This is a genomic window from Streptomyces sp. Z26, assembly GCF_003665095.1.
GTDB classification, from domain to species: Bacteria; Actinomycetota; Actinomycetes; order Streptomycetales; family Streptomycetaceae; genus Streptomyces; species Streptomyces phytohabitans.
In genome coordinates this window covers 5,733,321-5,759,981 of sequence record NZ_RCHV01000002.1, presented here as the reverse complement: position 1 = coordinate 5,759,981, position 26,661 = coordinate 5,733,321, and the positions used below count along the sequence as shown (strand labels likewise).

Here is a 26,661-nt window from a genome sequence, read left to right as displayed (position 1 = left end):
CGGAGTCAGGTTCATCTTACGGAGGAGACTCCCCATGCCGAACACCGACGAGAGCCTGTCCGGACTGCGGGTGCTGGTCACCGGCGGCAGCCGGGGCCTGGGCGCAGCGACCGTGTGCCGCTTCGTCGCCGCAGGCGCGACCGTGCTGACGGCGTCCCGCAGCCAGCCCGAGGAGGGCAGCGGTGCCACCTTCCTGACAGCGGACCTCTCCACGCAGCAGGGCGTGGCCGACCTCGGCCGCCGGGTCATCGACCACGTAGGCGGCGTGGACGTGCTCGTCAACAACGCGGGCGCCGCGAGCGCCCCGACGCCGACCCTGAGCCGGTCGGACGAGTCATGGCAAGCGGACCTGGAGATGAACCTCCTCAGCGCCGTGCGCCTGGACCGCGCTCTGGTGCCAGGAATGGTCGAGCGGGGCTCCGGCGTCGTCGTGCACATCTCCTCGATCGCCAGTCAACTGCCTCAGCGCACCGAGGGCTCCTACGCCGCCGCCAAGGCCGCGCTCAACACCTACAGCCGCGAACTGGCCACCGAGGTTGGCGAGCACGGGGTGCGAGTGGTCTGCGTCTTGCCCGGCTTCGTCGTCACCGACGGCGCCACCGCGCACCTCCGGCACTTGGCCGAGGCGCAGGGCGTGGCCACTGAGGAAGTCACGCAGCAGATCGTGAACCACCTGAAGGTCCCCATGGGACGCCCCGGTGACCCCGAAGACGTCGCCGAAATGATCGCCTTCCTCGCCTCCAGCCGCGCGAAATGGCTCACCGGAGCACAGTTCCGCGTCGACGGCGGCATCATCCCGACCGTCTGAACAACCACAGACAGCACGAACAGGACACCCTCATGCCCATCACCCTGACCTCCGTGATCATCGACGCCGCCGACATCGAGAAAGAAAGCTCCTTCTGGCACCGGCTACTCGGCGGCTCCCTCACCCCCACGCCGACCCACCACTTCATTCAGGCCCCCGGCCTCCCAGTCATCGTCGTCCAGTCTGCTCCCGGACACATCCCACCAAACTGGCCGGAGGGCACCCCCCAGCAGGTGCATCTCGACTTCGGCGTCGACGAACTCGCAACCGCCGATCGCACTGCCACCGACGCTGGCGCCACCCGACTGCGGCCCACCGACGGGATCCCCCCGGAAACCCACACCGGTAGCCGCGTCTACGCCAGCCCAGCCGGGCACCCCTTCTGCCTACGCTCGACCCGTCCTTGACGTGCTCGACGCCCTCCACCAGGACCGCCTCGCGCCGCGCATCCACAACACGGACTGAACTACGACGGACTGCGTGCCGCCGAGGCCAAGAACAGCAAGGACGGACGACGCCCCACCGCGACGGTCGCGAAGACCGATGCTGTACTCACCGCGTACCTGGAAGGCCGCTCCAATCGTCATCCTCACACGCGACCACGGCGTCAGCCGCGGCGCGCGCTCCGCACGGTGCTCGCCGACTTCCTGCCCGACCACACCACCATCGAGGAGAATGCCCGCGCCCCGGAGCTGCCTGTCACCCTCGACATGCCGGGCAAGGTCACCGCCTTCCTCCACGCCGCCGAATTGGATCTCGCCGAACAGGCTGCATGAGGCAGCGAGCCAGCTTGAGGAAGGATTCGTGGATGTCGACTCGACGTTTCCGGCGGACGCGGAGTCGACTGATGCCGTGCAGCCAGGCGAGGGCCCGCTCCACGACCCGTCCGTAGACGCCAAGTCTTTTACCTTGCCGGGTGTTTCGGCGCGTGATGGCCGGTACGACGCCACGATCTCGAAGCTGATCGCGGCAGATGTCGTGGGCGTAGCCACGCGGCGAACAGTGAGTCAGGTTTGCCCCCTAGATGACCGATCCGTCCGCGAACCGGCGGGATCATGCCCAGCAGCGGCATCAGCTGGGTGACGTCGTTGCTGCGAGGCACGAGCGTTGGTTCACCTCCGCCTACGCGGAGAGCACCGGCTCGTCTTCTGGAACGCTGCGGACGACAGCGGTTCTCCTCGGTGCACTGCTTCCGCTTCGGCGTCTGCCGAGCGAGGGCGGGCAGCGCGCGTTTCGTCCACGTACCCGTCGCTGGTGTTCGCAGGCCCGCGAGCATGGGCGAGGGCCTCTTCCACCCCGCGTGCCTCCTCGTTCTATCCGCCGTGGTCCGTCGCCTTGACCGCCACGGCGGTGGCCGCGCGAACGAAGGCGGCCAGGGCCGGGGAGGTGGCGTGCTCGGGCCAGGCGAGGACGAGCGTGGTGGGCTCGGCATCGTCGACGGGGACGGCGACCAGGTCGTCGCGGAGCTGATCGCGGATGGAGGAGGGGAGGACGGCGACCATGCGGCGCAAGGCGATGAGGTGGAGAAGCTGCCCAAGGTCGTGAACCTCGGGTCCGCGTGAGCCACCTTCAGGTACGCCCGGCCAGCGCGGCAGGGGCTCCTCGTCGAGGTCGTTCAGGCAGACCCGGGAACGGTCCGCGAGGCGATGCGAACTCGGTATCACGAGAAGCTGAGTCTCGGTCAGGAGGTCCTGGGTGTCCAGGCCGGTGAGGTCGTGGTGGGGGCGGTGCAGCAGGGCGGCGTCGGCACGCCCCTCCCGCAGGAGGACCTCACGCTCGCCGAAGCTGCACACCAGCTCGACCGGCAGCGCACCCGGCTCAGCCTGATAGGTGTCGAGGACCGCGGGCAGCAGGCCACCGTCGCCGCCCGGTTTGATGACCAGGACCAGTCGCGGGTCGGCGCGGCCGGCTCGCTGGGTGCGACGCGCCGCGGCCGCCGAGGCGTCGAGCACCGTACGGCCCTCGCGGAGCAGGACGGCCCCTGCCTCGGTCAGTGCGACCCGGCGATTGCCCCGTTCCAACAGGGTGACGCCCAGCCGTCGTTCGAGCTGCTGAATGGCGCGGGAGAGCGGCGGTTGGGCCATCCCCAGCCGGGCAGCCGCGCGACCGAAGTGCAGTTCCTCGGCTACGGCGGTGAAGTAGACGAGTTCGCGGACCTCAAGTCTTTCCATACCCGTACGGTATCGCTGCGTACCTGGTCGGTGTTGGAACTCCCGGCCGCCCCCGTGGTTGGCTCAACGCATGACAGAAACCACGACTGCCCTGGTCACCGGTGCCAACAAGGGCATCGGGCGCGAGGTCGCAGCCCGGCTCGCCTCGCTCGGCATGAACGTCCTGCTGGCCTCGCGCGACCCGGACCGTGGTGCGGCGGCCGCAGCCGACCTGGGCTCGGGGGTGTACCCGGTCACCCTGGACGTCACCGACCGCGCCAGCGTCCTATCCGCCGCCCACTGGATCGAGGAGCGCTTCGGTCGGCTGGACATCCTGGTCAACAACGCGGGCATCTCTGGCGACCTCGCCGCCCAGAGCCCCGGCAGTGTCGAACTGGCCGCTGTACGGGAGGTGTTCGAGACCAACGTGTTCGGCGTGATCAGCGTGACCACCACGATGCTGCCGCTGCTCGCCCGTTCCCCCTCCGCCCGGATCGTCAATGTCAGCAGTGGACTGGGCTCGATCGCCCGGATGACCGATCCCGAGGACTACTTCACGACCCGGCCCCCGTTGGCCGCGTACGTCCCCTCCAAGACCGCACTCAACTCGCTGACCGTGCAGTACGCCAAGGAACTGCGCGGCCGTAACATGCTGGTCAACGCCGCCGACCCGGGGCCGTGTGCGACCGATTTCACCACCGCGTTCCCCGGCCTCACCCGCACCGCCGCCGACGGCGCGGCCGTGGTCGTCCGACTGGCCACGCTGCCCGATGACGGGCCAACCGGCGGCTTCTTCGACGAGCACGGCCCAGTTCCCTGGTGAGCTGCCTGTCAGGCAACCGAGGGACGGGGTAGTGGCGGTCAGCCAAGCCACTAGGTTCTGTCGTCAAATGTCACGCCCACATCAGGAGCGATGCGAGGGTGACGGCTGCTTCATAGAACTGGGCGGATTTGTCGTAGCGGGTGGCGATGCCGCGCCACTGCTTGAGGCGGTTGAAGCATCGTTCCACGACGTTGCGGTGCTTGTACGCCTCACGGTCGAAGCCCGGCGGGCGGCCTCGCCGGGCCCGGTTGACTATCTGGTCGGCCCGTTCCGGGATCGTGTGGGGTATGCCGCGGCGGCGGAGCCAGGCGCGGATCGCCTTCGAGCTGTAGCCCTTGTCGCCCAGGACGTGATCGGGCCGGACGCGGGGTCGTCCCGGTCCGAGTCGGGGCACGCGGATCCCTTCCATCACGGCGGTGAACCGGGTGCAGTCGTTGGTGTTGCCGCCCGTGACAACGAAGCCGAGCGGACGGCCCCTGCCATCGCAGGCCAGGTGGATCTTGCTGGTCAGGCCGCCTCTGGACCGACCGAGGGCCGGGTCGCGGAGCCCCCTTTCCGAGCCCCCGCCGCATGCTGGTGGGCCCGGACGACCGTGGAATCGACCGACACCAGCCACTCGATGTCGCCCGCCGCGTCCGCCTTGACCTGCGCGGCCCGCAGCATCCGGTCGAACGTCCCGTCCGCCGCCCACCTGCGAAAACGCGTATGGAGTGTGACCCAAGGCCCGTAACGCTCAGGCACGTCCCGCCAGGCAGTCCCCGTCCGGAACTTCCACACGATCCCGTTCAGCCCCCTGCGATCGTCCAACCGCTTCCGCCCCGCAACGACTCGGGCAGCAACGGCCGGACGAACTCCCACTCGGCATCCGACAGTTCATGACGACGTATCACGACACCATGATCCATCACGGGTGATCATTTGAAGACACCGCCTAGCGCCGGGGGTGGACGACGCGGGCGGAGCCGCCGCCGCGCCGGTCCTTCTCCGCCGCCGCGAGCCAGCGGCCGTCGCTCAGCCGCTGCACGCCGGTGGCCGCGCCGATCTCCGGGTTGGCCTTGAACCGGTGGCCCAGCGCCTCCAGTTCGGCGCGCACGGGGCTGTCCCACAGCCCCGGCTCCAGCTCCGTCTCGGCGGCGTTGCGCTGACTGGCGCGCGGCGCGGCGATCGCCTCGTGCAGCGGCAGGCCGCCGTCGACGTGGTGGAGCAGCGTCTGGAGCACGGTGGTGATGATGGTGGAGCCGCCGGGCGAGCCGAGCGCGAAGGCCGGTTCGCCGTCCTTCAGCACGATCGTCGGGGACATCGAGGAACGGGGGCGCTTCCCCGGGCCCGGCAGGTTCGGGTCCGGCACGTCGGGGTCGGCGGGCGCGAACGAGAAGTCCGTCAGCTCGTTGTTGAGCAGGAAGCCCCGGTCGGGCACGGTGATGCCGCTGCCGCCGGTCTGCTCGATGGTGAGGGTGTACGAGACGACGTTCCCCCACCGGTCGGCGGTCGTCAGGTGCGTGGTGCTCTCGCCCTCGTACGTCAGCGGCGCCGCCTTCCCGTACGTGCCGCACCGCTCCGGGTGCCGCGGGTCGCCGGGCGCGAGCGGGCTGGTGAGGGCCTTGTCGTCCTGGATCAGGCAGCCGCGCGCGTCGGCGAAGCGCTGCGACAGCAGGCCGCGCGTGGGCACGTCCTCGTGCTCGGGGTCACCGACCCAGCGGCCCCGGTCCGCGAACGCGATCCGGCTGGCCTCCAGGTAGCGGTGCAGCGCGTCGCGGGACCTCGTGTCCGTACGGCGCGTGCCCGCGCGGGGCTCGTAGCGCTCCAGGATGTTGAGCGCCTCCCCCACGGTCGTACCCCCGGACGACGACGGCGCCATGCCGTACACGTCCAGGCCGCGGTAGTCGATCCGGGTCGGCTTCTGGTCCCGTACGCGGTAGTCGCGCAGGTCAGCCCGGCGCAGGTCGCCCGGCCGCACCTCGCGGTCGGCGCCGGGCGCGACGGGCGGCTTCCGTACGGTGCGGACGACGTCGCGGCCCAGCTCGCCCTCGTATAGCGCGTCGGCGCCGTCCCGGGCCAGCCGCTGGTACGTGCGGGCCAGGTCGGGGTTGCGGAAGGTGGCGCCAACCTTCGGCAACTTCCCGCCAGGGAGGAAGAGTTCGGCGCTCGCGGGGAAGTCGCGGAAGCGGTCCTCGTTGTCCGCGGTCTGCTGGCGGAAGGTCCCGTCCACCGTGAACCCGTCGCGGGCCAGCCGCTCGGCGGGGCGCAGCGCCGTACGGAGCGAGGTGGTGCCCCATCTGTCCAGCGCCTCCTCCCACGTGGCCGGGGTGCCGGGGGTGCCGACGCTGAGGCCGCTGGTCACGGCGTCCTCGAAGGGGATCGGCTCGCCGTCCTCCAGGAACAGGTCCGCGTCCGCCGTGAGCGGGGCGCGCTCGCGCCCGTCGAGGGTGTGGACGCGGCCGGTGCGGGCGTCGTAGTGGACGAAGTACCCGCCGCCACCGACGCCCGCGGAGTACGGCTCGGTGACGCCGAGCGCGGCGGCGGTCGCGACGGCGGCGTCCACGGCGTTGCCGCCACGCCGCAGCACCTCGATCCCGGCGGCCGAGGCGTCCGGGTCGACGCTGGCGACGGCGCCGCCGGAGCCCACGGCCACCGGCGACTTGGGCGGCGGCCCGGAGCCGCGCGCGGCGGCGGCCGGGTCCGCGTCGGGGCCGGAGCCCGGCACGGCCGCGGCCGTGAGCGCGCCGACCACCGCGAGGGCGGTCAGCAGGGACGGTACGCGGGTGGGGCGGCGGCGCATCCGGACCTCCAAGGTTCGTCGTGGCGCGCAGCGTAGCCCGTACCGCGGGGCGCGTCAGCACGCGTCGCCGTACGCCGAGCACCCGCCGCGGATGACGGGTGACATGTACGCTCCAAGCCATGACGGAGAACCTGCGCGAGATCGTGCTCGGCGTCCTGGTGGCCGGTGTCGCGGGCACCGTGGGCTGGCTGGCCCGTACGTACCTGTGGCGCCGCAGGCTCCGCCGCCGACAGCGCTTCCTCGGGCTCCCCGACAACTCCGAGTGCGTCCTCGTCGTCAACCGCGACGCCGGTACGAGCGACTGGGCCGTCGCCCGGCACGACGTCTTCGCCCTCCTCGAACTCTCCGCCCTCGTCAAGGACTGCGACGCGCACGCCGACATCGTGGCCCACGACTCCGCGCACCAGGGCTTCGGGGACCGCACCGAGTTCTGCGTCGGCGGCCCCGTCGCCAACCGGCGCATGGCCGCCCACCTCCAGTCCCTGCTGCCCGGCGTCGCCGTGAACACCGAGATGGAACCGGGCCCCGACCGGGGCGCGTTCAGCATCGGCGGCGAACGGTACGCGCTGGAGAACGGCACCGCCGAGTACGTCCTCCTCGCCCGGCTCACCGCGGGCCAGGCGGCGCCCGGCAGCCGCCCCGTCTTCCTCTTCTGCGGCCAACGCTCCATCACCAACCAGGCCGCCGCCCGCTACCTCGCCCGCCACCACGAGAAGCTCGCCCGCAAGCACGGCCTGGACGGCGACTTCTGCCTGCTGCTGAAGGTCGTCAACTCGCAGGCGTACGGCCCCGACGTGGTCGAACTGGTCGCCGACGTCACCCGCACCGCGACCAGCAAGGCGCCGCCCACCACCGCCACACGCCGCGGGCGGCGGCGCGGGGACGCGGGGAAGTCTCAGTCCTCGGCGTCCTCCGCGTAGCTCTGCGCCAGCTCCGGCGTGCCCGTCTCCGCCCAGGAGCGGCCGTCCTCCAGCACGTCCATCTCCCGCCCTGACGCCAGCCGTACGACCGGCTGCCCGTCCGACCGCAGCGTCCAGGCCGAGCCCGGCACCGTACGGACGATCACCGTGCCCAGGTAGAGCCCGGCGTCCGCGCCGAGCCACTGCGCCACCTCGGGGTCGTCGCGCCAGCGCGGCACGAGCTGGTCGAGCGCGGCCAACGAGTCGGCCGTGTCGTCGAGTTCCACCCCCGAGCGTCTCGCCTGGTCGCGCAGCAGCTCGCACTCGGACAGGAGTTGGGAGACGCCCTCGGGGTCGCCGGAGAGGGCGTCCGACAGGGCGACACCGCCGTCCTCCCCGTTCCTCTTGCGCCAGTTGTCCAGGAAGGGGATGTTCATACACGTCAGAGTGGCATCCGGGGTACCCGGAGCGCCACAGGGCGCGGCCGTCGTACGACGGCGGCGCGCTCCCGTACGGTACGGCGCGTCCCACCCGCGGCACACCCGCACCCACCGCACCACGCGCGATCGCGCACCCCCTTCCCCACGACCCCGCACGGCGGTCGGCACGGCACGGCGGCGACCGGCCGTGCGGGTCCGCGCGGCACCGTGCACGCTGAGCAGAGCGACGGCACCACGACGGCCCCCGCGAGGGAGACCGGCGAAACACCGGCAAGCACCGACGACACCGGCGAGCACCGGCGACGACGCCGGAAAGACACGGCACACCACGCACTGGAACCGGCGAAAGGGCACACACGTGCGCAGATGTCTGTGGAGCACCGTGACCGCGTTCGTTCTCACCCTGCTGACCCTCCTCACCCCCCTGTCCGGCCACGCGGCGGCGGCCCCCGCGGCGCCGGACGCACCGGCCCGCCCCGCCGGACCGCTCCCGCTGGAGCGGTACTTCGACAACCGCGCCGTCAGTGACGACGCCGACCCGACCGCCGCCGACTTCGACGGCGCGGGCAACTCCCTCTCCGCGCAGGACCTCACCGCGGCGGGCTGGACCCCCGGACGCGCCCTCGACCTCGACGGCGCGCGGCTGCGCTGGCCGGACCGCGCGCCCGGCACGCCGGACAACGTCCGCGCGGACGGGCAGCGCGTACGGCTGGCGGGGCGCGGCGACGCCGTCTCCCTGCTGGTCGCGGCCACCTCGCCGGACGCCGTCGGCACCGAGGTCAGCGGCACCGGCACGGTGCGCTACGCCGACGGCGGCTCCTCCCCGTACCTGCTGCGGGCCCCCGACTGGCGCGGCGGCCCGCTCGCCACCAAGGCGGTCGCGCTGCCGCACCTCAACTCGGGCGGCGGGCAGCGGTTCGGCAAGGTCAAGGTGTACGCGGTGACCGTGCCCGTCGCGCGCGGCCGCGCCCTCGCGTCGCTCACCCTGCCCGCCGACCCGGGCCCCCAGGGCGACCTGCACGTCTTCGCCGTGGCGGTGCGGTCCGGCGCGCCCGGCTGGACGGGCACCTGGTCGACGAGCACCGCGGGCTACCCGAGCGTCGGCACCTGGCACGACCAGACGCTGCGGCTGGTCGTGCACACCTCGACGGGCGGGCCGGAGACGCGCGTACGGCTGGAGAACACCTTCGCCGCCGCACCCGTACGCGTCGGCGCCGCCTCCGTCGCCGTCCAGGGCGAGGGCGCGGCGGCCCGCGCGCTGCCGGTGCCGCTGCGCTTCGACGGGCGGGCCGGGGTGTCGATCCCGGCGGGCGCGCAGGCGTACAGCGACCCGGTCGGCCTCGATGTGCCCGCGGACACGAACCTGCTGGTCAGCATCCATCTGCCGGAGCCGGTGGCGGCGGCCCCGGTGCACACCGAGGCGTTGCAGCAGTCGTATCTGAGCGAGCCGGGCAGCGGCGACCGTACGCGCGACCGGGGCGGTGCGCCGTACACCGGGGTGCTGCACACCTGGCCGCTGCTCACCGGCGTGGACGTGCGCGGCGGGCACGGCGCCGTGGTGACGCTGGGCGACTCGATCACCGACGGGGTCAAGTCGACGCCGGGCGCCAACGCCCGCTGGCCCGACGTGCTGGCGCGGCGGCTGCTGGCCCGGGACGACGGGCCGTCGGGGGACGGCGGGCGGGACGCGGCCATCCCCGCGTACGCCGTGCTGAACCACGGGATCTCCGCGAACCGCGTCGTCACCGACCGCTACACCGGGGACGGCATCAGCACCGACACGGGCGGCGTCAGCGCGCAGCACCGGCTGGAACGCGACGTGCTGGGGCAGACCGGCGTCCGCACCCTGGTGCTGTTCGAGGGCGTCAACGACGTGCGCTGGGGCACCGGCCCGGACGAGGTGATCGCGGGCATGCGGGCGATCGCCGACCGCGCGCGGGAACGCGGCCTGCGGGTGGTGGGCGCCACCATCGCGCCGTGCGGCGGCTTCCCCGACTGCTCGGCGGAGGTCGACGCGCGGCGCGCGGAGGTCAACGCGTTCGTCCGGGACAGCGGCGGCGCCTTCGACGCCGTGCTCGACTTCGACCGGGTGCTGCGCGACCCGGACCGCCCGGACCGGATGCGCGCGGCGTACGACAGCGGCGACCATCTGCACCCGGGGGACGCCGGGTTGCGTGCGCTCGGCGAGTCCGTCGACCTGCGCGCGCTCGTCCCGGCGGAGGGACCCGGTCCGTACGCGGCGCCCGGAGCGCGCACGCCGTGACGCGGCGGGCGGTGGTCCCGGGGGCGCGCGGCCCCCGGGACCGCCGTCCTACGGCTCCAGGTCCACGACCACCGGCGCGTGGTCGGACGCCCCCTTGCCCTTGCGCTCCTCCCGGTCCACGTACGCGTCGCGGACGGCGGCCTCGAACGGCCCGTTGCCGTAGACGAGGTCGATGCGCATGCCCTTGTTCTTCGGGAAGCCCAGCTCCCGGTAGTCCCAGTACGAGAACGGGTGGTCGTACTTCAGGGGTCTCGGCAGCACGTCCGCCAGGCCGGTGTCGCGGAGCGCCGCGAGCGCGCCGCGCTCCTCGGCCGTGACGTGCGTGGCGCCGTCGAAGCGGGCGATGTCCCAGACGTCGGCGTCGGTCGGCGCCACGTTGAAGTCGCCGAGCACCGCGAACGGCAGGTCCCCCGCCGCGTCGGGCGCGGCGGCCTTGCGCAGCGCCTCCAGCCACTCCAGCTTGTAACCGAAGTGGGCGTGGCCGACCTCGCGGCCGTTCGGCACGTACACCGACCAGACGCGGACCCCGCCGCACGTGGCGGCCACCGCGCGCGGCTCCTGCGCCCCGTCGTACGCCGGGCCGTCCGGCAGGCCCACGACCGGGTCCGCGAGGCCGACGCGGGAGACGACCGCCACGCCGTTCCATCTGCCCGAGGCGTTCACCACCGCCTCGTAGCCCAGCTCGCGGAGCTGCTCGGCGGGGAACGCCTCGGCGGAGCACTTCAGCTCCTGGAGGCACAAGACGTCCGTGCCCGAGGATTCGAGCCAGGCCAGCACCCTGGGCAGCCTGGCGGTGACCGAGTTGACGTTCCAGGTCGCGATTCGCATACGGGGCAACCTACCGCCCGGCACTGACAGGCACGGTCGAGCCCGGTTCCAGCCGGGTGTGCTCGGCGCCGCCGACCCCCGGGCCGCCGGGGCCCAGCAGCCGCCCGTAGACGGCGTGCCCGAAGTCGCCGAGGAGCCCGTCGTGGACGTCGTACGCCTGCCGGGGCCGCACCTCGCGGAGGTAGTCGACGATCTCCCCGACCTTGTTCCAGGGGGCGTGCACCGGCAGCAGCAGCGTGTCGACGGGGCGGCCGGGGACGGTGAGGGCGTCGCCGGGGTGGAAGACCGAACCCTCCACGAGGTAGCCGACGTTGGTGACGCGCGGGATGTCCGGGTGGATCACCGCGTGCAGCTCGCCGTGCACCTCGACGTCGAAGCCCGCCGCGGTGAACGTGTCGCCGTGCCCCACCGTGTGGACGCGCCCCGGGAAGGCCGCCGCGACCTGCTCCGCGACGCTGGCCAACGTCCACAGCTCCGCCGCCGGGTTCGCCTCCAGGGCGGCCCGCAGCCGCCCCTCGTCGAAGTGGTCCGGGTGCTCGTGGGTGACCAGGACGGCGTCCGCGCCGATCGCCGCGTCCGGCTCGCTGAACGCGCCCGGGTCGATGACCAGCGTGCCGCCGTCCTTGGTCAGGCGCACGCACGCGTGGCCCTTCTTCGTGAGTTCCATGCGCGCCATTGTGCTACGCGCCGGAACCCTCCGCCTCGGGCGCCGTCTCCTCCCGTATCACCCGCTGGGCCACGGCGAACGCGGTGTTGGCGGCCGGCACGCCGCAGTACACGCCCGCGTGCAGCAGGACCTCCTTGATCTCCGCGGGGGTGAGGCCGTTGCGGAGCGCGGCGCGCGTGTGGAAGGCCAGTTCGTCGTAGTGCCCGCGGGCGGTCAGCGCGGTGAGGGTGGCCACCGAGCGGGTACGGCGGTCGATGCCGGGCCGCGTCCAGACCTCGCCCCAGGCGTAGCGCGTGACGAAGTCCTGGAAGTCCTGCGTGAAGTCGTCCGCGTTGGCGGCGGCGCGGTCCACGTGGGCGTCGCCCAGCACCTCGCGGCGTACCTTCATGCCCGCGTCGTACGGGTCGGGGCGCGCGAACGGCGTCTCCGCCGCCTCCAACTCCGCGATCACGGACGCCTGCGGGGGCGCGGGCGCGAGCACGGGCGCCGGGGCGGGCGGGCCCGCCGGGGACTGCTGCCAGGTGGTGGTCAGATGGCGGATGAGCAGTTCGGTGACGGCGCCGGGCTGCTCGACCGGCACCAGGTGCGAGGCGCCGGGGACGATCGCGAGGCGGGCGTCGGGTATCCCGGCGACCAGGGCACGGGCGTCGGCGGGCGGCGTGGCCTCGTCGTCGGCACCGGCCACCACCAGCGTGGGCACGCCGATGCGCGACAGCTCCGTACGGATGTCGAACGCGGCCAGCGCCTCGCAGGCGGCGATGTAGCAGCCGGGGTCGGTCGTACGGACCATCTGCACGGCCCACTCGACGATCGCTGGCTGGGCCGCCGCGAAGGCCGTCGTGAACCAGCGCTCGGGCGTGGAACCGGCGATCGGTTCCAGCCCGTTGGTGCGCACGACCACGCCGCGCTGCCGCCACGAGTCGGGGGTGCCGTGCCGCGCGGAGCTGGACAGCAGGGCGAGCGACGAGACGCGCCCCGGGTGGTCCAGCGCGAGCCGCGCGCCGATCGCGCCGCCGAGGGAGCAGCCCGCGTAGCCGAAGCGGTCGACACCGAGCGCGTCCAGGGTCGCGAGCAGCCGCTGCGCGTAGTCGGCCGTCGCCGCGGCGGGGTGCGCGGGGGCGCCGCCGTGGCCCGGCAGGTCGAAACGCAGGACGCGCCAGTGCCTGGTCAGTTCGGGGATCTGCCGGTCCCACATGTGCCAGGTGGCGCCCAGCGCGGGCCCCAGGACGAGCAGCGGGGCGTCGTCCGGGCCGTCGGTCCGGTGCTGGAGGGTCTTCGTCTCGCTCACCCGTTCACGCTATCGAGGGTTGTGCCGGTTCGCCGCACGGCCCCGGAATTGACCCGTCCGGAACCGGCGTCCGGCTACGGTCCGCGGAACCGTACGGTCGAGACGACGTACACCGTGGCCTTCGGCGTGGAGGTGTCGACCGTGATCTCCAGCTCCGGGGTGCCCTTGGAACGCTGGTGCACCATGCCCCAGTAACGGTGCTCCCCCGCCTCGAAGTCCCAGCCGACCTCGTCGCCGTGCTCCTTGGTGACGCCGTTCCGCCAGCCCTCCTTCAGCGCGGAGCGCGAGGAGCCGACGGACGTCAGAAACGCGTCGAGCTTGCGGTGCTGGACGCGGAACTGCGTGTGCAGGGAGCTGACCTTCCACGAGTTCTGCTCGTAGTACGCGACGTTGCGCGCGTGGTCGGGCACGTCCACGTCGTAGATCCGCTGCTGCACGCGGCTCGGCCAGTGCCAGTACAGGCTGGTGAGGGTCACCTCGCGGGCCTTCGAGCGGCCCGTGTCCCGGCTGACGAACGCGGACATGACCAGATAGCCCGCGGGAATGGCGATCAGCAGGAAGACCACCGCGAGGGTGACGAGGCGGCGCCGCAGCCACTGCGGGGAGCCGCGCTCGGGCGGCGGCCCGGAGGCGTACGGCTGCGCCGGGCCACCGGCCGGTGGCCCGCCCGCCGCGGGCCCGTCCCCCGGAGGTTCCTGCCCCGCGGGCGCGCCCGTGCGCTCCCCGGCGTGCTCCGCCACGGGGTCGTCGCCGGGCTCGGCGGGGCCGGTACGGGTGCCGGGCGCGGCGTTCACTGGCCCACCGCCCGGCGGAGGTTGTCCGCGGCGCGCTCGTACATCTCGTACCGCTCCAGCCGCCGCCGGTTCGCCCGCCGGAAGCGGCGGGCGACCAGCCGCGCCAGGTCGGCGGCGCCGACCATGCCCGCCTCCGGGCCGAGCTGGGCCTTGGCGACGCGGGCCTCGGGGCGGTAGCCGCGGCCGGTGAGGTGGCGGCGGAACGCGTCGCGGGCGGGGTCGATGAGGAGTTCGTCGGCCGCGCTGACGCCGCCGCCGATGACGAAGCACGACGGGTCGAGCGCGGCGGCGAGGTTGGCGATGCCGATGCCGAGCCACTGCCCGATGTCCTGGAGCAGCTCGACGCACATCGCGTCGCCCTGCCGCGCCAGCTCGGTGATCATCGGCCCGGTGATGTCCGCCGGGTGGCCGCCGGTGCGGGCGATGATCCCGTACGCCACCGGGGACTCCGCGGCGGCCAGCTCGCGGGCCTCGCGGACGAGCGCGTTGCCGGAGCTGTACTGCTCCCAGCAGCCGCGGTTCCCGCACGGGCAGCGGTGGCCGCCGGGCACGACCTGCATGTGCCCGAACTCGCCCGCGACGCCGTACTTGCCGCGCTTGACGCGGCCGTCCTCCAGTATCGCGCCGCCGATGCCGGTGCCGAGGGTGATCATCACGAGGTGGTCCTCGCCCCGGCCCGCGCCGAAGCGCCACTCGCCCCAGGCGGCGGTGTTGGCGTCGTTGTCGACCATCACCGGCACCGCGAGGCGCATCGTCAGCGCGTCCTTCAACGGCTCGTCGCGCCACGCGAGATGGGGCGCGAAGAGCACGCGGGAGCGGTCCGCGTCCACCCAGCCGGCGGCGCCGATGCCGACGGCGTGCACGTCGTGCCGGTCGGACAGGTCGAGCACCAGCTCGACGATGGTGTCCTCGACGACCTTCGGGCTCTTGGACTTCTCCGGCGTCTCCGCGCGGACCTTCTCCAGGATGTTCCCGTCGGCGTCGACGACGCCCGCCATCACCTTGGTGCCGCCGATGTCGATGCCGACGGTCGGCACTCGGGGCGCGGACAGGTGCGAACGCCGTTCCCGCGTGCTCACCGTCCGCAGGACGCTCGCGCTGGGTGAGGTCCGGCTGTACGCACGCTCGCGGTAGATGCTCACGCTCCGGCACCCGCCTCCGCTGCGGAGGTGATGCGCGGACGGCTGCGAGTGGGTACGCGCACGGTCGTCTCGTCTCTGCGTGGTCTCGGCGGTCGGTCGGTGGTGGCATGAGAGCCCGCGAGCCGATTGTGCCACGAGTGGCGGGGCGGCCCCGCCCGTACTCCGCCGCGCGGTCGTACGGGCCCGGGGCCGCCCTCCCGTCACTCCGCCGCGGGCTTCTCCGGCGGGGCGGGCGTCTCCCCGGCGCCGTCCGCGCCCCCGCCCGTACCGGCCGCCGCGCTCACCTCGGCGGCGGCTCCCGGCGCCGCCCGGCCGCCCAGCTCGTGGCTGAGCTGGTCCAGCTCGCTGCCGCCCGCCATCTGGCGCGTCAGCTCGTCCAGGGTGATGTCCGCGCGGGCGTGGCTGCCCGCCATGGCGCCGCGCTTCAGCAGGACGAAGCGGTCGCCCACCAGGTACGCGTGGTGCGGGTTGTGCGTGATCAGCACGACGCCGAGGCCCTGGTCGCGGGCGTTGGCCACGTACTTCAGGACGACGCCGGACTGCTTCACGCCGAGCGCCGCCGTCGGCTCGTCCAGGACCAGCACCTTGGCGCCGAAGTGGACGGCGCGGGCGATCGCCACGCACTGCCGCTCACCGCCGGAGAGGGTGCCGATCGGCTGGTCCACGTCGCGCAGGTCGATGCCCATGCGCAGCAGCGCCGCGTGGGTCGTACGGCGCATGTGGGCCACGTCGAGGCGGGCGAACGGGCCGCGGCCGACGGTGGGTTCGGAGCCGAGGAAGAAGTTCCGCCAGACCGGCATCAGGGGGACGACGGCCAGGTCCTGGTAGACGGTGGCGATGCCCCGGTCCAGGGCCTCGCGCGGGGAGCCGAGGCGGGTCTCCTCGCCCTCGACGGTGAAGCTGCCCGCGTCGTGCCGGTGCAGCCCCGCGATGATCTTGATGAGGGTCGACTTGCCCGCGCCGTTGTCACCGAGGACGCAGGTGATCTCCCCCGGGTGCACCTCCAGCGAGACCGCGTCGAGGGCCTTGATGTGGCCGTACTGCTTGCTGACGTCGGTCAGCTCGATCAGGGCGCTCACTCAGCTCGCCTCCGCACGCTTTCGAATCCACGCGTTCAGCAGGGTCGCGAGCAGCAGCATCGCCCCCAGGAAGAACTTGAACCAGTCCGGCTCCCACTGCGCGTACACGATGCCCTTGCTCGTCATGCCGAAGATGAACGCGCCGACCGCCGCGCCGACCGCGGAGCCGTAGCCGCCGGTGAGGAGACAGCCGCCGATGACGGCCGCGGCGATGTAGATCAGCTCGTTGCCGACGCCCTCGCCGGACTGCACGACGTCGTAGTTGAACAGCAGGTGCTGGCCGGAGATCCAGGCGGCCAGCGCCACGCCCATGTAGAGGCCGATCTTCGTACGGGCGACGGGGACGCCGACCGCGCGGGCCGCGTCGGAGCCGCCGCCGACGGCGAAGATCCAGTTCCCGGCGCGGGTGCGCAGCAGGACCCAGGTGGCGACGGCGACCAGGCCGAACCACCACAGGATGGTGACCTGGAAGTCCACGTCGAAGAGGGTCAGTTGGGACGCGAAGACCTTCTGCGCCGCGGGGAAGCCCTCCATGTCGCTGATGCTCTTGGTCGACACGGTGCCGCTGATCTGCTTGGTGAGGCCGAGGTTGAGGCCCGTCAGCATGAGGAAGGTGCCGAGCGTGATGATGAAGCTCGGCAGCTTCGTACGGCTCAGCATCACGCCGTTGAAGACGCCGATGGCGAGCGTGACGAGCAGCGAGACGCCGATGCCGACCCACACGTTGGCCGTCATCTGGTAGCTGAACATCGACGAGACCAGCGCCGAGCTGGTCACCATGACGCCCGTCGACAGGTCGAACTCGCCGCCGATCATCAGCAGCGCCACCGGCACCGCCATGATCCCGATGGTGGACGACGCGTACAGCACCGTGGAGAGGCTGGACGTCTCCAGGAAGCTGTCGGCGACGACGGAGAAGAAGACGAAGACGGCGAGCGCCCCGACCACCGCGCCCAGTTCGGGGCGGCTCATCGCGCCGCGTACGAGCGACCGGCGCACCAGCCGCTCGTCCAGCTCCTCCGCGCTCTCCTTCGTCGAGGACGTGGCGGTCATCGCGTGCCCCGTTCCGTGTAGTCGGCCAGCTCGGGCGCGTCCTTCTTGGTGAGGATCTGCGGGCCGGTGAGGACCGGCTTGCCGCCGCCGAGCATGTCGGCGTTGTAGCGGTGGAGCCACATGAGGTCCACGGCCTCGTAGCCCTGGAGGTACGGCTGCTGGTCGACGGCGAAGCCGATCGAGCCGTCCTCCAGCCCGGCGACGACCTTGGCGTTCAGGTCGAACGTGACCGTACGGGCGTCGCTGTCGGCCTCCTCGGCGGCCTTGACGGCGGTGGCCGCGAAGGGGGCGCCGAGGGTGACGACGGTGTCGACGTCCTCGTCCGACTGGAGCTTCGCGGTCACGGACGACTGCACGTCGGGCATGTTGGTGCCGTCCACGTAGAGCTTCTTCAGCTTGCCGTCGAAGGTCTTCTCGACGCCGTCGCAGCGCTGCTCGTGGCCGACGTTGCCCTGCTCGTGCAGGACGCAGAGGGCGTTCTTGCGGCCCTGCTCGTTGAGTTCGGTGCCGACGGCCTCACCGGCGACGGTCTCGTCCTGGCCGATGTGGGTGAGGGCGCCGAACTCCTTCGACTTCTCCTGGCCGGAGTTGATCGTGATCACCGGGATGCCCGCCTTGGCGGCCTTCGCGACGACGCCCTTCATGGCGTCCGGCTTGGCGAGCGTGACGATCAGCCCGTCGACCTTCTTGTCGATCATCGACTGGACGAGCTGCGCCTGCCGCCCGGCCTCCTCGTCGTGCGCGTAGAGGAACTCGATGTTGTCCTTGACCGCCGCCTGCTTGGCGCCGCTCTGCACGATGTCCCAGTACGTGTCGCCGTCTCCCGAGTGGGTGACCATGGCGACCTTCCAGCGCGGGGTGTTCACCGCCGAGCGGCCCCCGGCGTCGGCGGCGCGCTCCTCCTCGGCGCGCTTGCCGCCGGTGCTGCTGCACCCCGCGAGCGCGACGGCGGTCACGGCCGCGGCCACCGCCGCCGAGAGCATCCGCGACCGGCGGGGACGGCGGCGTACGTACTGCTCAGTGGACACGGGTGACCCGACCTCTCGACACGGGGGGAGCCGCAGGTCGTCCTCGTGATCGCTGCGGAACTGCCGAACAGTATCGGGCACCGCCGCCGGGCGGTCCCTCACCGGGTCCCACGCCCGGTGTACTTCTCCAGCCGCGGCACGTCCTTCTCCGTCACGATCGCCGGGCCGGTGAGCACGGGTCGGCCGCCGCCCAGCTCGTTCGCGTTGTACGCGTGCAGCCACAGCGCGTCGACCGCCTCGTAGCCCTGGAGGTACGGCTGCTGGTCGACGGCGAAGCCGATGGTGCCGTCCTTGAGTCCGGCGACGACCTTGGCGTTCAGGTCGAAGGTGTTGATCTCGGCCTCGCTGCCGGTGGCGTCCGCGGCCTTGGCGGCGGTGGCCGCGAACGGGGCGCCGAGCGCGACGACGGTGTCGACGTCCTCGTCCGACTGGAGCTTCGCGGTCACGGACGACTCGACGTCGGGCATGTTCGTACCGTCGACGTTGAGGTTGTCGACCTCGCCGTCGAAGGTGTCGGCGACGCCCGCGCAGCGCTCGTCGAGGGAGACGTTGCCCTGCTCGTGGATGAGGCAGAGCGCCTTCTCGTGCCCGCGCGCGTTCAGTTCGGCGCCGACGGCCTCGCCCGCGATCTTCTCGTCCTGGCCGATGTGGGAGAGCGCGCCGAGCTTCGCGGAGTGCTCGGCGCCGGAGTTGATGGTGACCACGGGGATGCCCGCCTCGACGGCCTTCCGTACGGCGGGGCCGACCGCGTCGGGCTTGGCGAGGGTGACGACGAGCCCGTCGACCTTCTTGTCGATGGCGGTCTGCACCAGCTGCGCCTGCTGCGGCCCGGCCTCGTCGTGGGAGTAGTCGAGGCGGACGTTGTCCTTGACCGCCGCCTGCTTCGCGCCGCTCTGCACGATGTCCCAGAACGTGTCGCCGTCGCCGGAGTGCGACACCATCGCGATGTCCATCCGGGGCGTGTCCACGCCCTTGCCGCCGCCCGCGCCCGACTCCCGTTCCGCCGCCTTCTTCCCGCCGGTGCTGCTGCACCCCGCGGCGAGGAGCGCCGCGGTCACCAGGACTGCCGCCGTGCGCGCGGTACGCCGCCGGGCCGTACTCCGTCGCGTTGTACGCCGTTGCACCATGGCGGAGTTCTAGCCCGGCGCCGTGGCGGCGTCAATGGTCCTGCCGTCCCCGTACGGCTCGGGGCCGGTGCGCCGGGTCAGCCGCGGACGAGCAGCTGGAAGTCGAACGAGTAGCGCGACGCCCGGTACAGGTGCGAGCCGTACTCCACCACCCGCCCCGTGTCGTCGAACGTCGTCCGCTGCATCGTCAGCAGCGGCGCCCCCCGCCGCTCCTCCAGCAGCTCCGCCTCCGCCGCCGAGGCGGCGCGCGCCCCGACCGACTGGCGGGCGCTGTGCAGCGTGATCCCGGCGCCGCGCATCAGCCGGTACAGCCCGGTGCGCTCCAGCTCGTCCGCCTCGGTCTTCACCACGTCGACCGGCAGGTGGTTGCGGAGGTACGCGATGGGCTCGCCGCGCGTCATGCGCAGCCGCTCCAGTACGCGCACCTCGGTGCCCTCCGCGAGGCCGAGCGCGGCGGCGGCCTCGGCGTCCACCTCCTGGTTCTCCACCCGGAGCACCCGGGTCGCGGGCTGTTGGCCGGCGGCCTCCAGGTCGTCGTAGAGGCTGCTCAGCTCCAGCGGCCGACGGATCCGGCTTTGCACGACCTGGGTGCCGATGCCACGGCGGCGGACGAGCAGGCCCTTGTCGACCAGGGCCTGTATCGCCTGGCGGACGGTGGGGCGGGAGAGGCCGAGGCGGGCGGCCAGCTCGATCTCGTTGCCGAGGAGGCCGCCGGGTGCGAGGTCCCCCGCGAGATGGCGGCTTCGAGCTGCTGCGAGAGCTGGAAGTAGAGCGGGACCGGGCTGTTGCGGTCCACGCTCAGCGGGAGGTCCACCGGTTCCTTCTTGGCCACCTGCGTGAGCGTAACCCGTGGCCCGGGACCCGGAAAGCCGTACGTCCGATTGTCCGGACAACGCGACGCGACGCCACCGGCGCGGGTCCCCTGGGCGGGCGACGCGCACGAGCAGGGGCCGTACGACGCCCCCCACGGCACGTACGACCCCTGCCACGCGCCCGTTCCCGACCCGGGACGAGGCTCCGGGCCCGGAACGGCCCCCGTGTTTCCCCCGTGGGCTCCGTTCCCCCTCCTCGGGCGCTCCGGCGTCAGCCGCCTCGGCGTCCCCGGTCGGTACGGCCCCCCGTCCCGTACCGACCCCCGTGTCCGTCAGGTGGAGATGGGACCCAGCTCCACCCAGACCACACGGCCCCCGTCCTCCCCCGTACGGTCGACGCCCCACTCCTCGGAGAGGGTGTCGACCAGCAGCAGACCGCGTCCGTGCTCGTCCTCGGGTGTCGCCCAGCAGGGCAACGGCACGGCCGACTCGCTCCCCTGGTCGTGGATCTCGATCCGCAACCGGGTGCCGCCGCCGTGCATCAGGCAGCTGATCCGTGAACTGTCGCTGTGCAGGACGGCGTTGGTGAACAGCTCCGAGACCAGCAGCTGGGCGGTGTCGCAGACGTCCTGCGGGAAGGCCCAGCGGCGCAGCTGCCGGTGCACGCGGCGCCGCGCGTCCTCCACGGAGGTCCCGCACGCGGGCAGTTCGAAGCCCGCCCACAGCAGTTCGGTGTCCGCGCCGTCCTCCTGCGGGAGCGCGAGCACCGTGGTGCCACGAGGTAGGGCCACGGCCACTCCGCCTTCCATCCTCGGATGATCCGGGCTTGCGAACGTCCAGGGTCAACTATCCACCGCGCACGGGGCATAAGGCAAGGGGCGTTCTGCGAATTGCATAATAGACCTCGCAGACTGTTCGAACCCTGGTGAGCGTGTAACACTGCTGGTGTAAAGAACAGTTGACTGCTCAAAGACCGTCGCGACTCGGGCCAGGAGGTGACCGCGGTGCCGGAAGCGCGCTCGGCGCCGACCGTCGGACAGATCGTCCTCGGCCTGCGCCTCAGGGACCTGCGGGAACGGGCGGGCGTCAGCTTCGAACAGGCCGCCAGGGCACTGAGCGTCAACCAGACCACGATCCGCCGGATGGAGAAGGCCGACGTCGGCCTGAAGCCGGTCTACGTGGAGAAGCTCCTCCAGGTCTACGACGTCCCCGAGTCGGAGACCGGCTCGTTCCTCTCCCTGGTCGAGGAGGCGGGCAACCCCGGCTGGTGGCACCGCTTCCGCGACGTGCTCCCCACCTGGTTCAGCCTCTACGTCAGCCTGGAGGAGTCGGCGAACCTCATCCGCGCGTACGAGCCGCACTGCGTCCCCGGGCTGCTCCAGACCGCGGACTACGCGCGGGCCCTGCTGCGCGTCGGCTTCCCCACGGCCCCGGCCGAGGAGCTGGACCGCCGCGTCGCGCTGCGCATGGAACGCCAGTCGCTGCTCACCCGGCCGTCCCCGCCGCGCCTGTGGGCCGTGATCGACGAGACGGTGCTGCGCCGACCCGTCGGCGGGCCCGAGGTGATGCGCGCCCAGCTCGACCGGCTGGCCGCGGCCGCCGCGACGTCCAACGTCACGTTGCAGATCCTGCCGTACGCCACCGGTCCGCATCCCGGCATGTTCGGCCCTTTCCAGCTCTTTCGGTTCGACATCCCGGAGCTTCCGGACATCGTCTACACCGAGAGCCTGACGGGCGCCGTCTACCACGACGAACGCCCCGACACCGTCGCCTACTTGGAGGCGCTGGACCGGATGGGCGCGCAGGCCGCGCCGCTAGGTGACACCGAGCGCATCCTCGGTGACTTGCGCAAGGAGCTCTGACCATGGACCGCAGGGACCACATCTACAACGGCATGCCCGCCAGGGAGCTGGGGGCGCACGGCTGGCACAAGCCGTGGAGCGGCACCAACGGCGGCAACTGCGTGGAGGCGCTCAAACTCACCGACGGGCGGGTGGCGTTGCGGCAGTCCAACGACCCGGACGGACCGGCCCTGATATACACGCCGCACGAGATCGAGACGTTCATCGAAGGCGCCAAGAACGGCGACGCCGACTTCCTGCTGACCTGAGCCCGACCGAGTGCTCCACGGAGGGGCCACGCCCATGACCGGCTACAGCTTTCCGCGCGACGAGATCGACACCACGACCCCGCACTCGGCGCGCATGTACGACTACTTCCTCGGCGGCAAGACGCACTACGGCGTCGACGAGGAGGCGGCCGAGGCCGTCATCTCCCTCTGGCCGAACGTACGGACCTGCGCCCGCGTCAACCGCTGGTTCATGCGCCGCGCCGCGGGCTGGCTCGCCGCGGAGGCGGGCGTACGGCAGTTCCTCGACATCGGCGCGGGCATACCGACCGAGCCGAACATGCACCAGGTGACGCAGGCCGTCGCGCCGGAGACCCGCGTCGTGTACGCGGACAACGACCCGATCGTGCTCACGTACTCCGAGGCGCTGCTGGAGAGCGCCCCGGAGGGCCGCACCGTCTACCTGCACGCGGACGCCAAGGACCCCGAGAGCATCCTCTCCTCGCCGGAGCTGCACCGGACGCTCGACTTCGGGCAGCCGGTGGCGCTGTCGCTGATGGCGCTGATGCACTTCATCACCGACAAGGACAAGCCGTACGAGATCGTCGACGCCCTGGTCGGTGCCCTGCCCTCGGGGAGCTACCTGATGCTGTCGCACGTCACCGCCGAGCTGGACCCGGAGACCTGGGAACGGATGACGGGCACGCTGAGCCGTCACTCGCGCGGCATGAAGGACGGCCAGGCCCGCGACCGGAGCGAGGTCACCCGCTTCTTCGACGGGCTGGAGCTGGTGGACCCCGGCATCGTCGTGGCGCACCGCTGGCGGCCGGACGGCGACGACTCGCTGGCGGACGTGACGGACGCCGAGGCGTCGCTGTGGGCGGGCGTGGCGCGCAAGCCGTAGGGCCCGCGCGGGTACGTCGTCGCGGCCGCGCGGGCCGTACGGGCCGGGGGGCTCCGTACGGCCCGCGCTTCGCGTCACGGGGCGGTGTCGCGCAGCCGCTTGACCATAAACGTGCAGGCGTCGGCCACCTGGTGGGCGACGCCGTCCGCGTCCTCGTAGGACCAGCAGAAGAGGTACGCGACGGACGGCTCGTACCCGAGGTGCCGGTAGAGCGCCTCCGCCCGCGGGTTGTTCTTCTCCACGCCGAGGCCGACCGCGGCGTGCCCCCGCTCCCGTACGACCCGCTCCGCCGCGCCGACCAGCGCGGTGCCCGCGCTCTCGGCCCGCGGCACCTCCGGCCACAGGCCGAGGCCGCGGATCTCCGGGCAGTCCGGGTGCGCCCACCTCACCTCCGGCGCCTCGCAGCCCTGCCAGCGCACCTCGCAGCTGCCGACCGGCAGCCGGTCCGCGTCCCCGGGCGCCGACGCGGTGCCGCCGTCGCGCCAGGCGACGAGGAGGGTGCCGGAACGGTCCAGGTGGCGCGCGTAGCTCCGGGCGTGCCGGAACGGGCCGTCAGGGGACGGCAGATGACGGTCCAGCAGCTCCACGTCGTCTTCCCGGCACTCGGTGATCCTCATGCCGCGCCCTCCTTCCGTCCGGGCCGACTCCACCCCGCGGGGTGGCGGCACCCGGCGCGTGCCTCGTACGTCACGGGGTCCCGTCGGCTTCCTCCAGCCGGCTCAGCAGCCGGGCGACCCGCTTGGCGACGGTCGTCCGGTCCCCCTCGGACAGCGCGGCGCCCATGCCGCACGCGACGGCGCCCGCCGCGATCCAGTCCGGGGCCGCCTCCGGCGTGACCCCGCCGGTGGGCACGAGCGCCGCCTGCGGCAGCGCGGCCCGTACGTCCCTGACCCAGCCGGGCGAGACGGCCGAGGCGGGGAACAGCTTCAGCGCGTCCGCCCCCAGCTCCAGCGCGGTGACGATCTCGCCGGGGGTGGCGACGCCGGGGAAGACGGGCACGCCGTACCGGTGCCCCGTACGGATCACCTCCGCGTCGAGGCTCGGCGAGACGAGGAAGCGGGCGCCCGCGTCGACGGCCATCCGCGCGGCGGCCGCGTCGAGCACGGTGCCCGCGCCGATCACCGCGTCGTCGCCGGTCTCCCGCTGGAGGGTGCCCACGGCCTCCAGCGCGAACGGGGTGGTGAGGGAGATCTCCAGACAGGTGATGCCGCCCCGCAGGAGGGTGTCGGCGAGCGTCGTGGCGCGCTCGTAGCTGTCGGCGCGCACGATGGCGACGACGCGCTGTTCGAGCGCGGCGCGGGTGATTTCCCAGCGGTACACGGTGGTGGAACGCCCCTTCCGGTCGGACCCGGCCGCGGTGACCGGGTCGGTCACATCGGCTGGTCAGCGCTGGACCGGGTCGCCGCCCTCCAGGAACGCGTGCAGCGCGCGGTCCCGTACGTCCGCGGTGGGCAGCCCGTCGGTGTCCGCCGCGGTCTGCACCGCCAGCGCCGCCACACAGGCCGCCTCGGCCAGCGCCCGTTGCGGGCCCTCGCCGCGCAGCCAGCCGGAGAGCCAGCCCGCGGCGAAGGCGTCGCCCGCGCCGACCGGGTCGGTGATCCGTACGGCGAAGGCCCGCTGGTCCCAGCTGCCGCCCTCGCTGACGGCCGTCGCCGAGTGGTCCCGGCGCTTGATCACGACGGCGCTGGTGCGGCCCAGTTCGAGGAGGGCGCGGGCGCACTCGTCGGCGCCGCCGCCGAGCAGCAGCTCCAGCTCGTCCTCGCCCGCCAGCACCAGGTCGGCCTCGCGCAGCAGCGGGCCCGCCGAGTGCATCCACTCGTGCGGAGTGCCCAGCTTCAGGCGGACGTTGGGGTCGAAGGAGATCGCGATGCCCGCGCTCCGCGCCAGCTCCACGAGGCGCCACACGGCCTCGGCCGCGGACTCCGACAGCATCGGCGTGATCCCGGAGAGGTGCAGCACCCGCGCCCCGGCCAGCTGCTCGGGCCGGATGTGCTCCGGCGCCAGCCGGGAGGCGGCCGAACCCGCCCGGTAGTACTGCACGTCGATGCCGCGCTGCGGATGGCTGTCGCGCAGCAGGAGGCCCGTGGGCGCGTGCGGGTCGACGCCCGCCCACGACACGTCCACGCCGTCCGCGCGCAGCTGCCGCAGCACCGCCTCGCCCGCGGGGTCCGCGCCGACGCGGCCGAGCCAGCGCGTACGGTGCCCGAGGCGGGCCAGTCCCGACGCGACGTTCGACTCGGCGCCCGCGATCGAGCGTCTGAAGTGCTCCGCCCTGTCCAGCGGGACCCCTGGCTCCGCGAGCATCAGCAGCATCGCCTCCCCGCAGGTGACGACCTCCGGTCCGGTGCCCACCGGCTTCCTCCCCACTGCCGCCCCCTGACGGCCTCACGTGCCCCTGAAAGCCTCACGCCCGGTGGCGAACGCTACCGGGCACCACTGACAGCGCTTCCCTCGGGTGACCTTCCTTCCGTCCGCCCTCGTCCAGGAACCGTCGGAGCGGCAGGGTCGCCGCCCCGACGGTGACCGCGTCCGGCCCCAGCATGCCCAGTTCGATGGTGGTACGCGCGGCCGGGTGACGGAGCGCGTACGCCGCCGCCGTGGAGCGTACGACGGGCAGCAGCCGGGGGCCGAGCAGCAGCCCGGCCCAGCCGCCGAGGACGATCCGCTCGGGGTTGAACAGGTTGACGAGGTCCGCGATGCCCGCGCCCAGGTACTCCGCGGTCTCCTCCAGTACGGCCGCCGCCGCACCGCCGTCGTCCGCGAGGAGCGCGGCGAGCGCCGACTCCTCGTCCGCGCCGCGTGGCGCCCCGCCCGCCGCCCGCCAGCGCTCCAGTACGGCGCCCGCCCCCACGTACGCCTCCAGGCAGCCGCGCGCGCCGCACCGGCAGCGGCGGCCGCGCAGGTCCAGGACGGTGTGCCCCCACTCGCCCGCGCTGCTGGTGGCGCCGCCGTACGGCACCCCGTCGGCGACGACGCAGGCGCCGACGCCGGAGCCGATGAGGGCGACCACGGCGTCGCGCGCGCCGCGGCCCGCGCCGAACCACATCTCGGCCTGGCCCATGGTGCGCGCGCCGTTGTCCAGCAGCAGCGGCACGTCCGGCGGGAGGCCGGGCAACTCGGCGCGCAGGCCCCGGCGGAGCAGCTCCTCCAGGGGTACGGCGTCCCAACCGACGGTCTGGCCGTGCACGACCGTGCCGCCGGGCGTGCCGTGGTCGACGATGCCGGGCACGCCGACACCGACGCCGACGAGGGGACCGGCGGGCGGTGCGGCGGGCGGCGCGGCATCCGGTGCGGCCCGGTCGAGAACGTCCGCGAGGCCGTCCAGCACGTGCCGTACGACGCGGTCGACGTCGTGCCCGGCGTCGTCCAGCGGGCGTTCCGCGCGGGCGATCTCGGTGAGGGCCAGGTCGAACAGCTCGACGCGGACCCGGGTCTCCCCCACGTCCACGCCGATCAGGCTGCCGGCGCCGGGGGCGACGCGCAGCAGGGTGCGCGGGCGGCCGCCGTCCGACTCGACGGACCCGGCCTCCTCCAGCAGTCCGACGCCGAGCAGGTCGGTCACCACGTTGCTCACCGAGCCGGAGCTGAGGGCGGTCAGCGGGCCCAGTTCCTGGCGGCTGAGGGGGCCGTCGAAGTAGATCCGGCGCAGCACCGCCGCGCGGTTGGTGCGCCGCAGATCGCGCACCGTGCGCCTGCTCCGCTCCGCCAT

General features: G+C 73.0%; 26 protein-coding genes and 3 pseudogenes. 9 read left to right on the top strand and 20 right to left on the bottom strand.

Going from position 1 to position 26,661, the window contains the following annotated elements:
* Nucleotides 1–34: 34 nt before the first annotated feature.
* The 3 genes from D7M15_RS24915 to D7M15_RS28800 all read left to right on the top strand — a co-directional run bounded on the left by D7M15_RS24915 (nucleotide 35) and on the right by D7M15_RS28800 (nucleotide 1,584).
* Nucleotides 35–808, top strand: coding sequence for an SDR family oxidoreductase (locus tag D7M15_RS24915; RefSeq protein ID WP_121519549.1), 774 nt, complete (start codon nucleotides 35–37; stop codon nucleotides 806–808).
* Nucleotides 809–840: 32 nt separating this feature from the next.
* On the top strand, nucleotides 841–1,215 hold the full coding sequence (locus D7M15_RS24910; protein ID WP_121519548.1) for a VOC family protein: 375 nt from the start codon (nucleotides 841–843) through the stop codon (nucleotides 1,213–1,215).
* 225 nt (nucleotides 1,216–1,440) lie between these two features.
* Nucleotides 1,441–1,584, top strand: a complete 144-nt coding sequence (locus D7M15_RS28800; protein ID WP_206337417.1) for a hypothetical protein — start codon at nucleotides 1,441–1,443, stop codon at nucleotides 1,582–1,584.
* Here D7M15_RS28800 and D7M15_RS29225 read toward each other — a convergent pair.
* Together D7M15_RS29225 and D7M15_RS24900 are read right to left on the bottom strand one after the other, a co-directional pair.
* Nucleotides 1,532–1,898 (bottom strand): annotated as a pseudogene (locus tag D7M15_RS29225) (IS5/IS1182 family transposase); the annotation flags it as partial. The gene D7M15_RS28800 and the pseudogene D7M15_RS29225 sit on opposite strands and share 53 nt — an antisense overlap.
* A 223-nt stretch (nucleotides 1,899–2,121) precedes the next feature.
* Nucleotides 2,122–2,979, bottom strand: coding sequence for a LysR family transcriptional regulator (locus tag D7M15_RS24900; protein ID WP_121519547.1), 858 nt, complete (start codon nucleotides 2,977–2,979; stop codon nucleotides 2,122–2,124).
* A 70-nt stretch (nucleotides 2,980–3,049) separates the two neighbouring features.
* On the opposite strand from D7M15_RS24900, the gene D7M15_RS24895 reads away from it, so the two are divergent.
* The gene (locus D7M15_RS24895; protein WP_121519546.1) at nucleotides 3,050–3,781 is read left to right on the top strand and encodes an SDR family oxidoreductase; all 732 of its coding nucleotides are present in this window, start codon (nucleotides 3,050–3,052) and stop codon (nucleotides 3,779–3,781) included.
* Between the two features lie 70 nt (nucleotides 3,782–3,851).
* On the opposite strand, the pseudogene D7M15_RS24890 reads toward D7M15_RS24895, so the two are convergent.
* Together D7M15_RS24890 and ggt are read right to left on the bottom strand one after the other, a co-directional pair.
* Nucleotides 3,852–4,686, bottom strand: a pseudogene (locus tag D7M15_RS24890) (IS5 family transposase).
* 26 nt (nucleotides 4,687–4,712) lie between these two features.
* Nucleotides 4,713–6,560, bottom strand: coding sequence for a gamma-glutamyltransferase (gene ggt, locus D7M15_RS24885; RefSeq protein ID WP_121519545.1), 1,848 nt, complete (start codon nucleotides 6,558–6,560; stop codon nucleotides 4,713–4,715).
* A gap of 119 nt (nucleotides 6,561–6,679) precedes the next feature.
* Between ggt and D7M15_RS24880 the strand changes: the two genes are divergently transcribed.
* On the top strand, nucleotides 6,680–7,480 hold the full coding sequence (locus D7M15_RS24880; RefSeq protein WP_240649468.1) for a hypothetical protein: 801 nt from the start codon (nucleotides 6,680–6,682) through the stop codon (nucleotides 7,478–7,480).
* Here D7M15_RS24880 and D7M15_RS24875 read toward each other — a convergent pair.
* Nucleotides 7,456–7,896: a DUF6278 family protein gene (locus D7M15_RS24875; RefSeq protein WP_121519544.1), complete on the bottom strand. Its 441-nt coding sequence runs from the start codon at nucleotides 7,894–7,896 to the stop codon at nucleotides 7,456–7,458. The two genes, D7M15_RS24880 and D7M15_RS24875, sit on opposite strands and share 25 nt — an antisense overlap.
* 427 nt (nucleotides 7,897–8,323) lie before the next feature.
* On the opposite strand from D7M15_RS24875, the gene D7M15_RS24870 reads away from it, so the two are divergent.
* A complete protein-coding gene (locus D7M15_RS24870; RefSeq protein ID WP_240649734.1) occupies nucleotides 8,324–10,162 on the top strand; it encodes an SGNH/GDSL hydrolase family protein in 1,839 nt (612 codons plus the stop codon).
* 48 nt (nucleotides 10,163–10,210) lie between these two features.
* Here the strand turns inward: D7M15_RS24870 and D7M15_RS24865 are convergent, their stop codons facing one another.
* The 11 genes and pseudogenes from D7M15_RS24865 to D7M15_RS24815 form a co-directional block, all read right to left on the bottom strand.
* Nucleotides 10,211–10,990 carry an exodeoxyribonuclease III gene (locus D7M15_RS24865; RefSeq protein WP_121519542.1) on the bottom strand — a complete coding sequence of 260 codons (780 nt, stop codon included), beginning with the start codon at nucleotides 10,988–10,990 and terminating at the stop codon, nucleotides 10,211–10,213.
* Nucleotides 10,991–11,000: 10 nt separating this feature from the next.
* On the bottom strand, nucleotides 11,001–11,657 hold the full coding sequence (locus D7M15_RS24860) for an MBL fold metallo-hydrolase (RefSeq protein WP_121521352.1): 657 nt from the start codon (nucleotides 11,655–11,657) through the stop codon (nucleotides 11,001–11,003).
* A 13-nt stretch (nucleotides 11,658–11,670) separates the two neighbouring features.
* The gene (gene pcaC, locus D7M15_RS24855; protein WP_121519541.1) at nucleotides 11,671–12,945 is read right to left on the bottom strand and encodes a 4-carboxymuconolactone decarboxylase; all 1,275 of its coding nucleotides are present in this window, start codon (nucleotides 12,943–12,945) and stop codon (nucleotides 11,671–11,673) included.
* Nucleotides 12,946–13,019: 74 nt separating this feature from the next.
* Complete coding sequence (locus D7M15_RS24850; RefSeq protein WP_121519540.1) at nucleotides 13,020–13,739, bottom strand: hypothetical protein; 720 nt, start codon at nucleotides 13,737–13,739, stop codon at nucleotides 13,020–13,022.
* On the bottom strand, nucleotides 13,736–14,881 hold the full coding sequence (locus tag D7M15_RS24845; RefSeq protein ID WP_121519539.1) for an ROK family glucokinase: 1,146 nt from the start codon (nucleotides 14,879–14,881) through the stop codon (nucleotides 13,736–13,738). Before D7M15_RS24845 ends, D7M15_RS24850 begins: the two co-directional genes overlap by 4 nt.
* Before the next feature lie 200 nt (nucleotides 14,882–15,081).
* Entirely contained in the window at nucleotides 15,082–15,960 is an 879-nt protein-coding gene (locus tag D7M15_RS24840; protein ID WP_121519538.1) for an ATP-binding cassette domain-containing protein, read from the bottom strand.
* Nucleotides 15,961–17,013, bottom strand: a complete 1,053-nt coding sequence (locus D7M15_RS24835) for an ABC transporter permease (RefSeq protein ID WP_121519537.1) — start codon at nucleotides 17,011–17,013, stop codon at nucleotides 15,961–15,963. It lies immediately after the preceding gene.
* Nucleotides 17,010–17,996: a sugar ABC transporter substrate-binding protein gene (locus D7M15_RS24830; RefSeq protein WP_121519536.1), complete on the bottom strand. Its 987-nt coding sequence runs from the start codon at nucleotides 17,994–17,996 to the stop codon at nucleotides 17,010–17,012. The genes D7M15_RS24835 and D7M15_RS24830 overlap by 4 nt, the downstream gene beginning before the upstream one ends.
* Before the next feature lie 143 nt (nucleotides 17,997–18,139).
* Nucleotides 18,140–19,168, bottom strand: a complete 1,029-nt coding sequence (locus D7M15_RS24825) for a sugar ABC transporter substrate-binding protein (RefSeq protein ID WP_121519535.1) — start codon at nucleotides 19,166–19,168, stop codon at nucleotides 18,140–18,142.
* Nucleotides 19,169–19,245: 77 nt separating this feature from the next.
* A pseudogene (locus D7M15_RS24820) lies at nucleotides 19,246–19,982 on the bottom strand (GntR family transcriptional regulator).
* 330 nt (nucleotides 19,983–20,312) lie between these two features.
* Entirely contained in the window at nucleotides 20,313–20,771 is a 459-nt protein-coding gene (locus D7M15_RS24815; RefSeq protein ID WP_240649467.1) for an ATP-binding protein, read from the bottom strand.
* A 213-nt stretch (nucleotides 20,772–20,984) separates the two neighbouring features.
* On the opposite strand from D7M15_RS24815, the gene D7M15_RS24810 reads away from it, so the two are divergent.
* Genes D7M15_RS24810 through D7M15_RS24800 form a run of 3 tightly spaced genes read left to right on the top strand, consistent with a single transcriptional unit; the run spans nucleotide 20,985 to nucleotide 22,952 of the window.
* Nucleotides 20,985–21,842, top strand: a complete 858-nt coding sequence (locus D7M15_RS24810) for a helix-turn-helix transcriptional regulator (RefSeq protein WP_121519534.1) — start codon at nucleotides 20,985–20,987, stop codon at nucleotides 21,840–21,842.
* Between the two features lie 2 nt (nucleotides 21,843–21,844).
* Complete coding sequence (locus D7M15_RS24805; RefSeq protein WP_121519533.1) at nucleotides 21,845–22,090, top strand: DUF397 domain-containing protein; 246 nt, start codon at nucleotides 21,845–21,847, stop codon at nucleotides 22,088–22,090.
* Between the two features lie 34 nt (nucleotides 22,091–22,124).
* The gene (locus tag D7M15_RS24800) at nucleotides 22,125–22,952 is read left to right on the top strand and encodes an SAM-dependent methyltransferase (protein WP_121519532.1); all 828 of its coding nucleotides are present in this window, start codon (nucleotides 22,125–22,127) and stop codon (nucleotides 22,950–22,952) included.
* Between the two features lie 74 nt (nucleotides 22,953–23,026).
* Here the strand turns inward: D7M15_RS24800 and D7M15_RS24795 are convergent, their stop codons facing one another.
* The 4 genes from D7M15_RS24795 to D7M15_RS24780 all read right to left on the bottom strand — a co-directional run bounded on the left by D7M15_RS24795 (nucleotide 23,027) and on the right by D7M15_RS24780 (nucleotide 26,661).
* Nucleotides 23,027–23,569, bottom strand: a complete 543-nt coding sequence (locus D7M15_RS24795; RefSeq protein ID WP_121519531.1) for a GNAT family N-acetyltransferase — start codon at nucleotides 23,567–23,569, stop codon at nucleotides 23,027–23,029.
* A gap of 70 nt (nucleotides 23,570–23,639) precedes the next feature.
* The gene (locus D7M15_RS24790; RefSeq protein WP_121521348.1) at nucleotides 23,640–24,272 is read right to left on the bottom strand and encodes a bifunctional 4-hydroxy-2-oxoglutarate aldolase/2-dehydro-3-deoxy-phosphogluconate aldolase; all 633 of its coding nucleotides are present in this window, start codon (nucleotides 24,270–24,272) and stop codon (nucleotides 23,640–23,642) included.
* A gap of 63 nt (nucleotides 24,273–24,335) precedes the next feature.
* Nucleotides 24,336–25,304, bottom strand: coding sequence for a sugar kinase (locus D7M15_RS24785; protein WP_121519530.1), 969 nt, complete (start codon nucleotides 25,302–25,304; stop codon nucleotides 24,336–24,338).
* A gap of 52 nt (nucleotides 25,305–25,356) precedes the next feature.
* Nucleotides 25,357–26,661, bottom strand: a complete 1,305-nt coding sequence (locus tag D7M15_RS24780; RefSeq protein ID WP_121519529.1) for an ROK family protein — start codon at nucleotides 26,659–26,661, stop codon at nucleotides 25,357–25,359.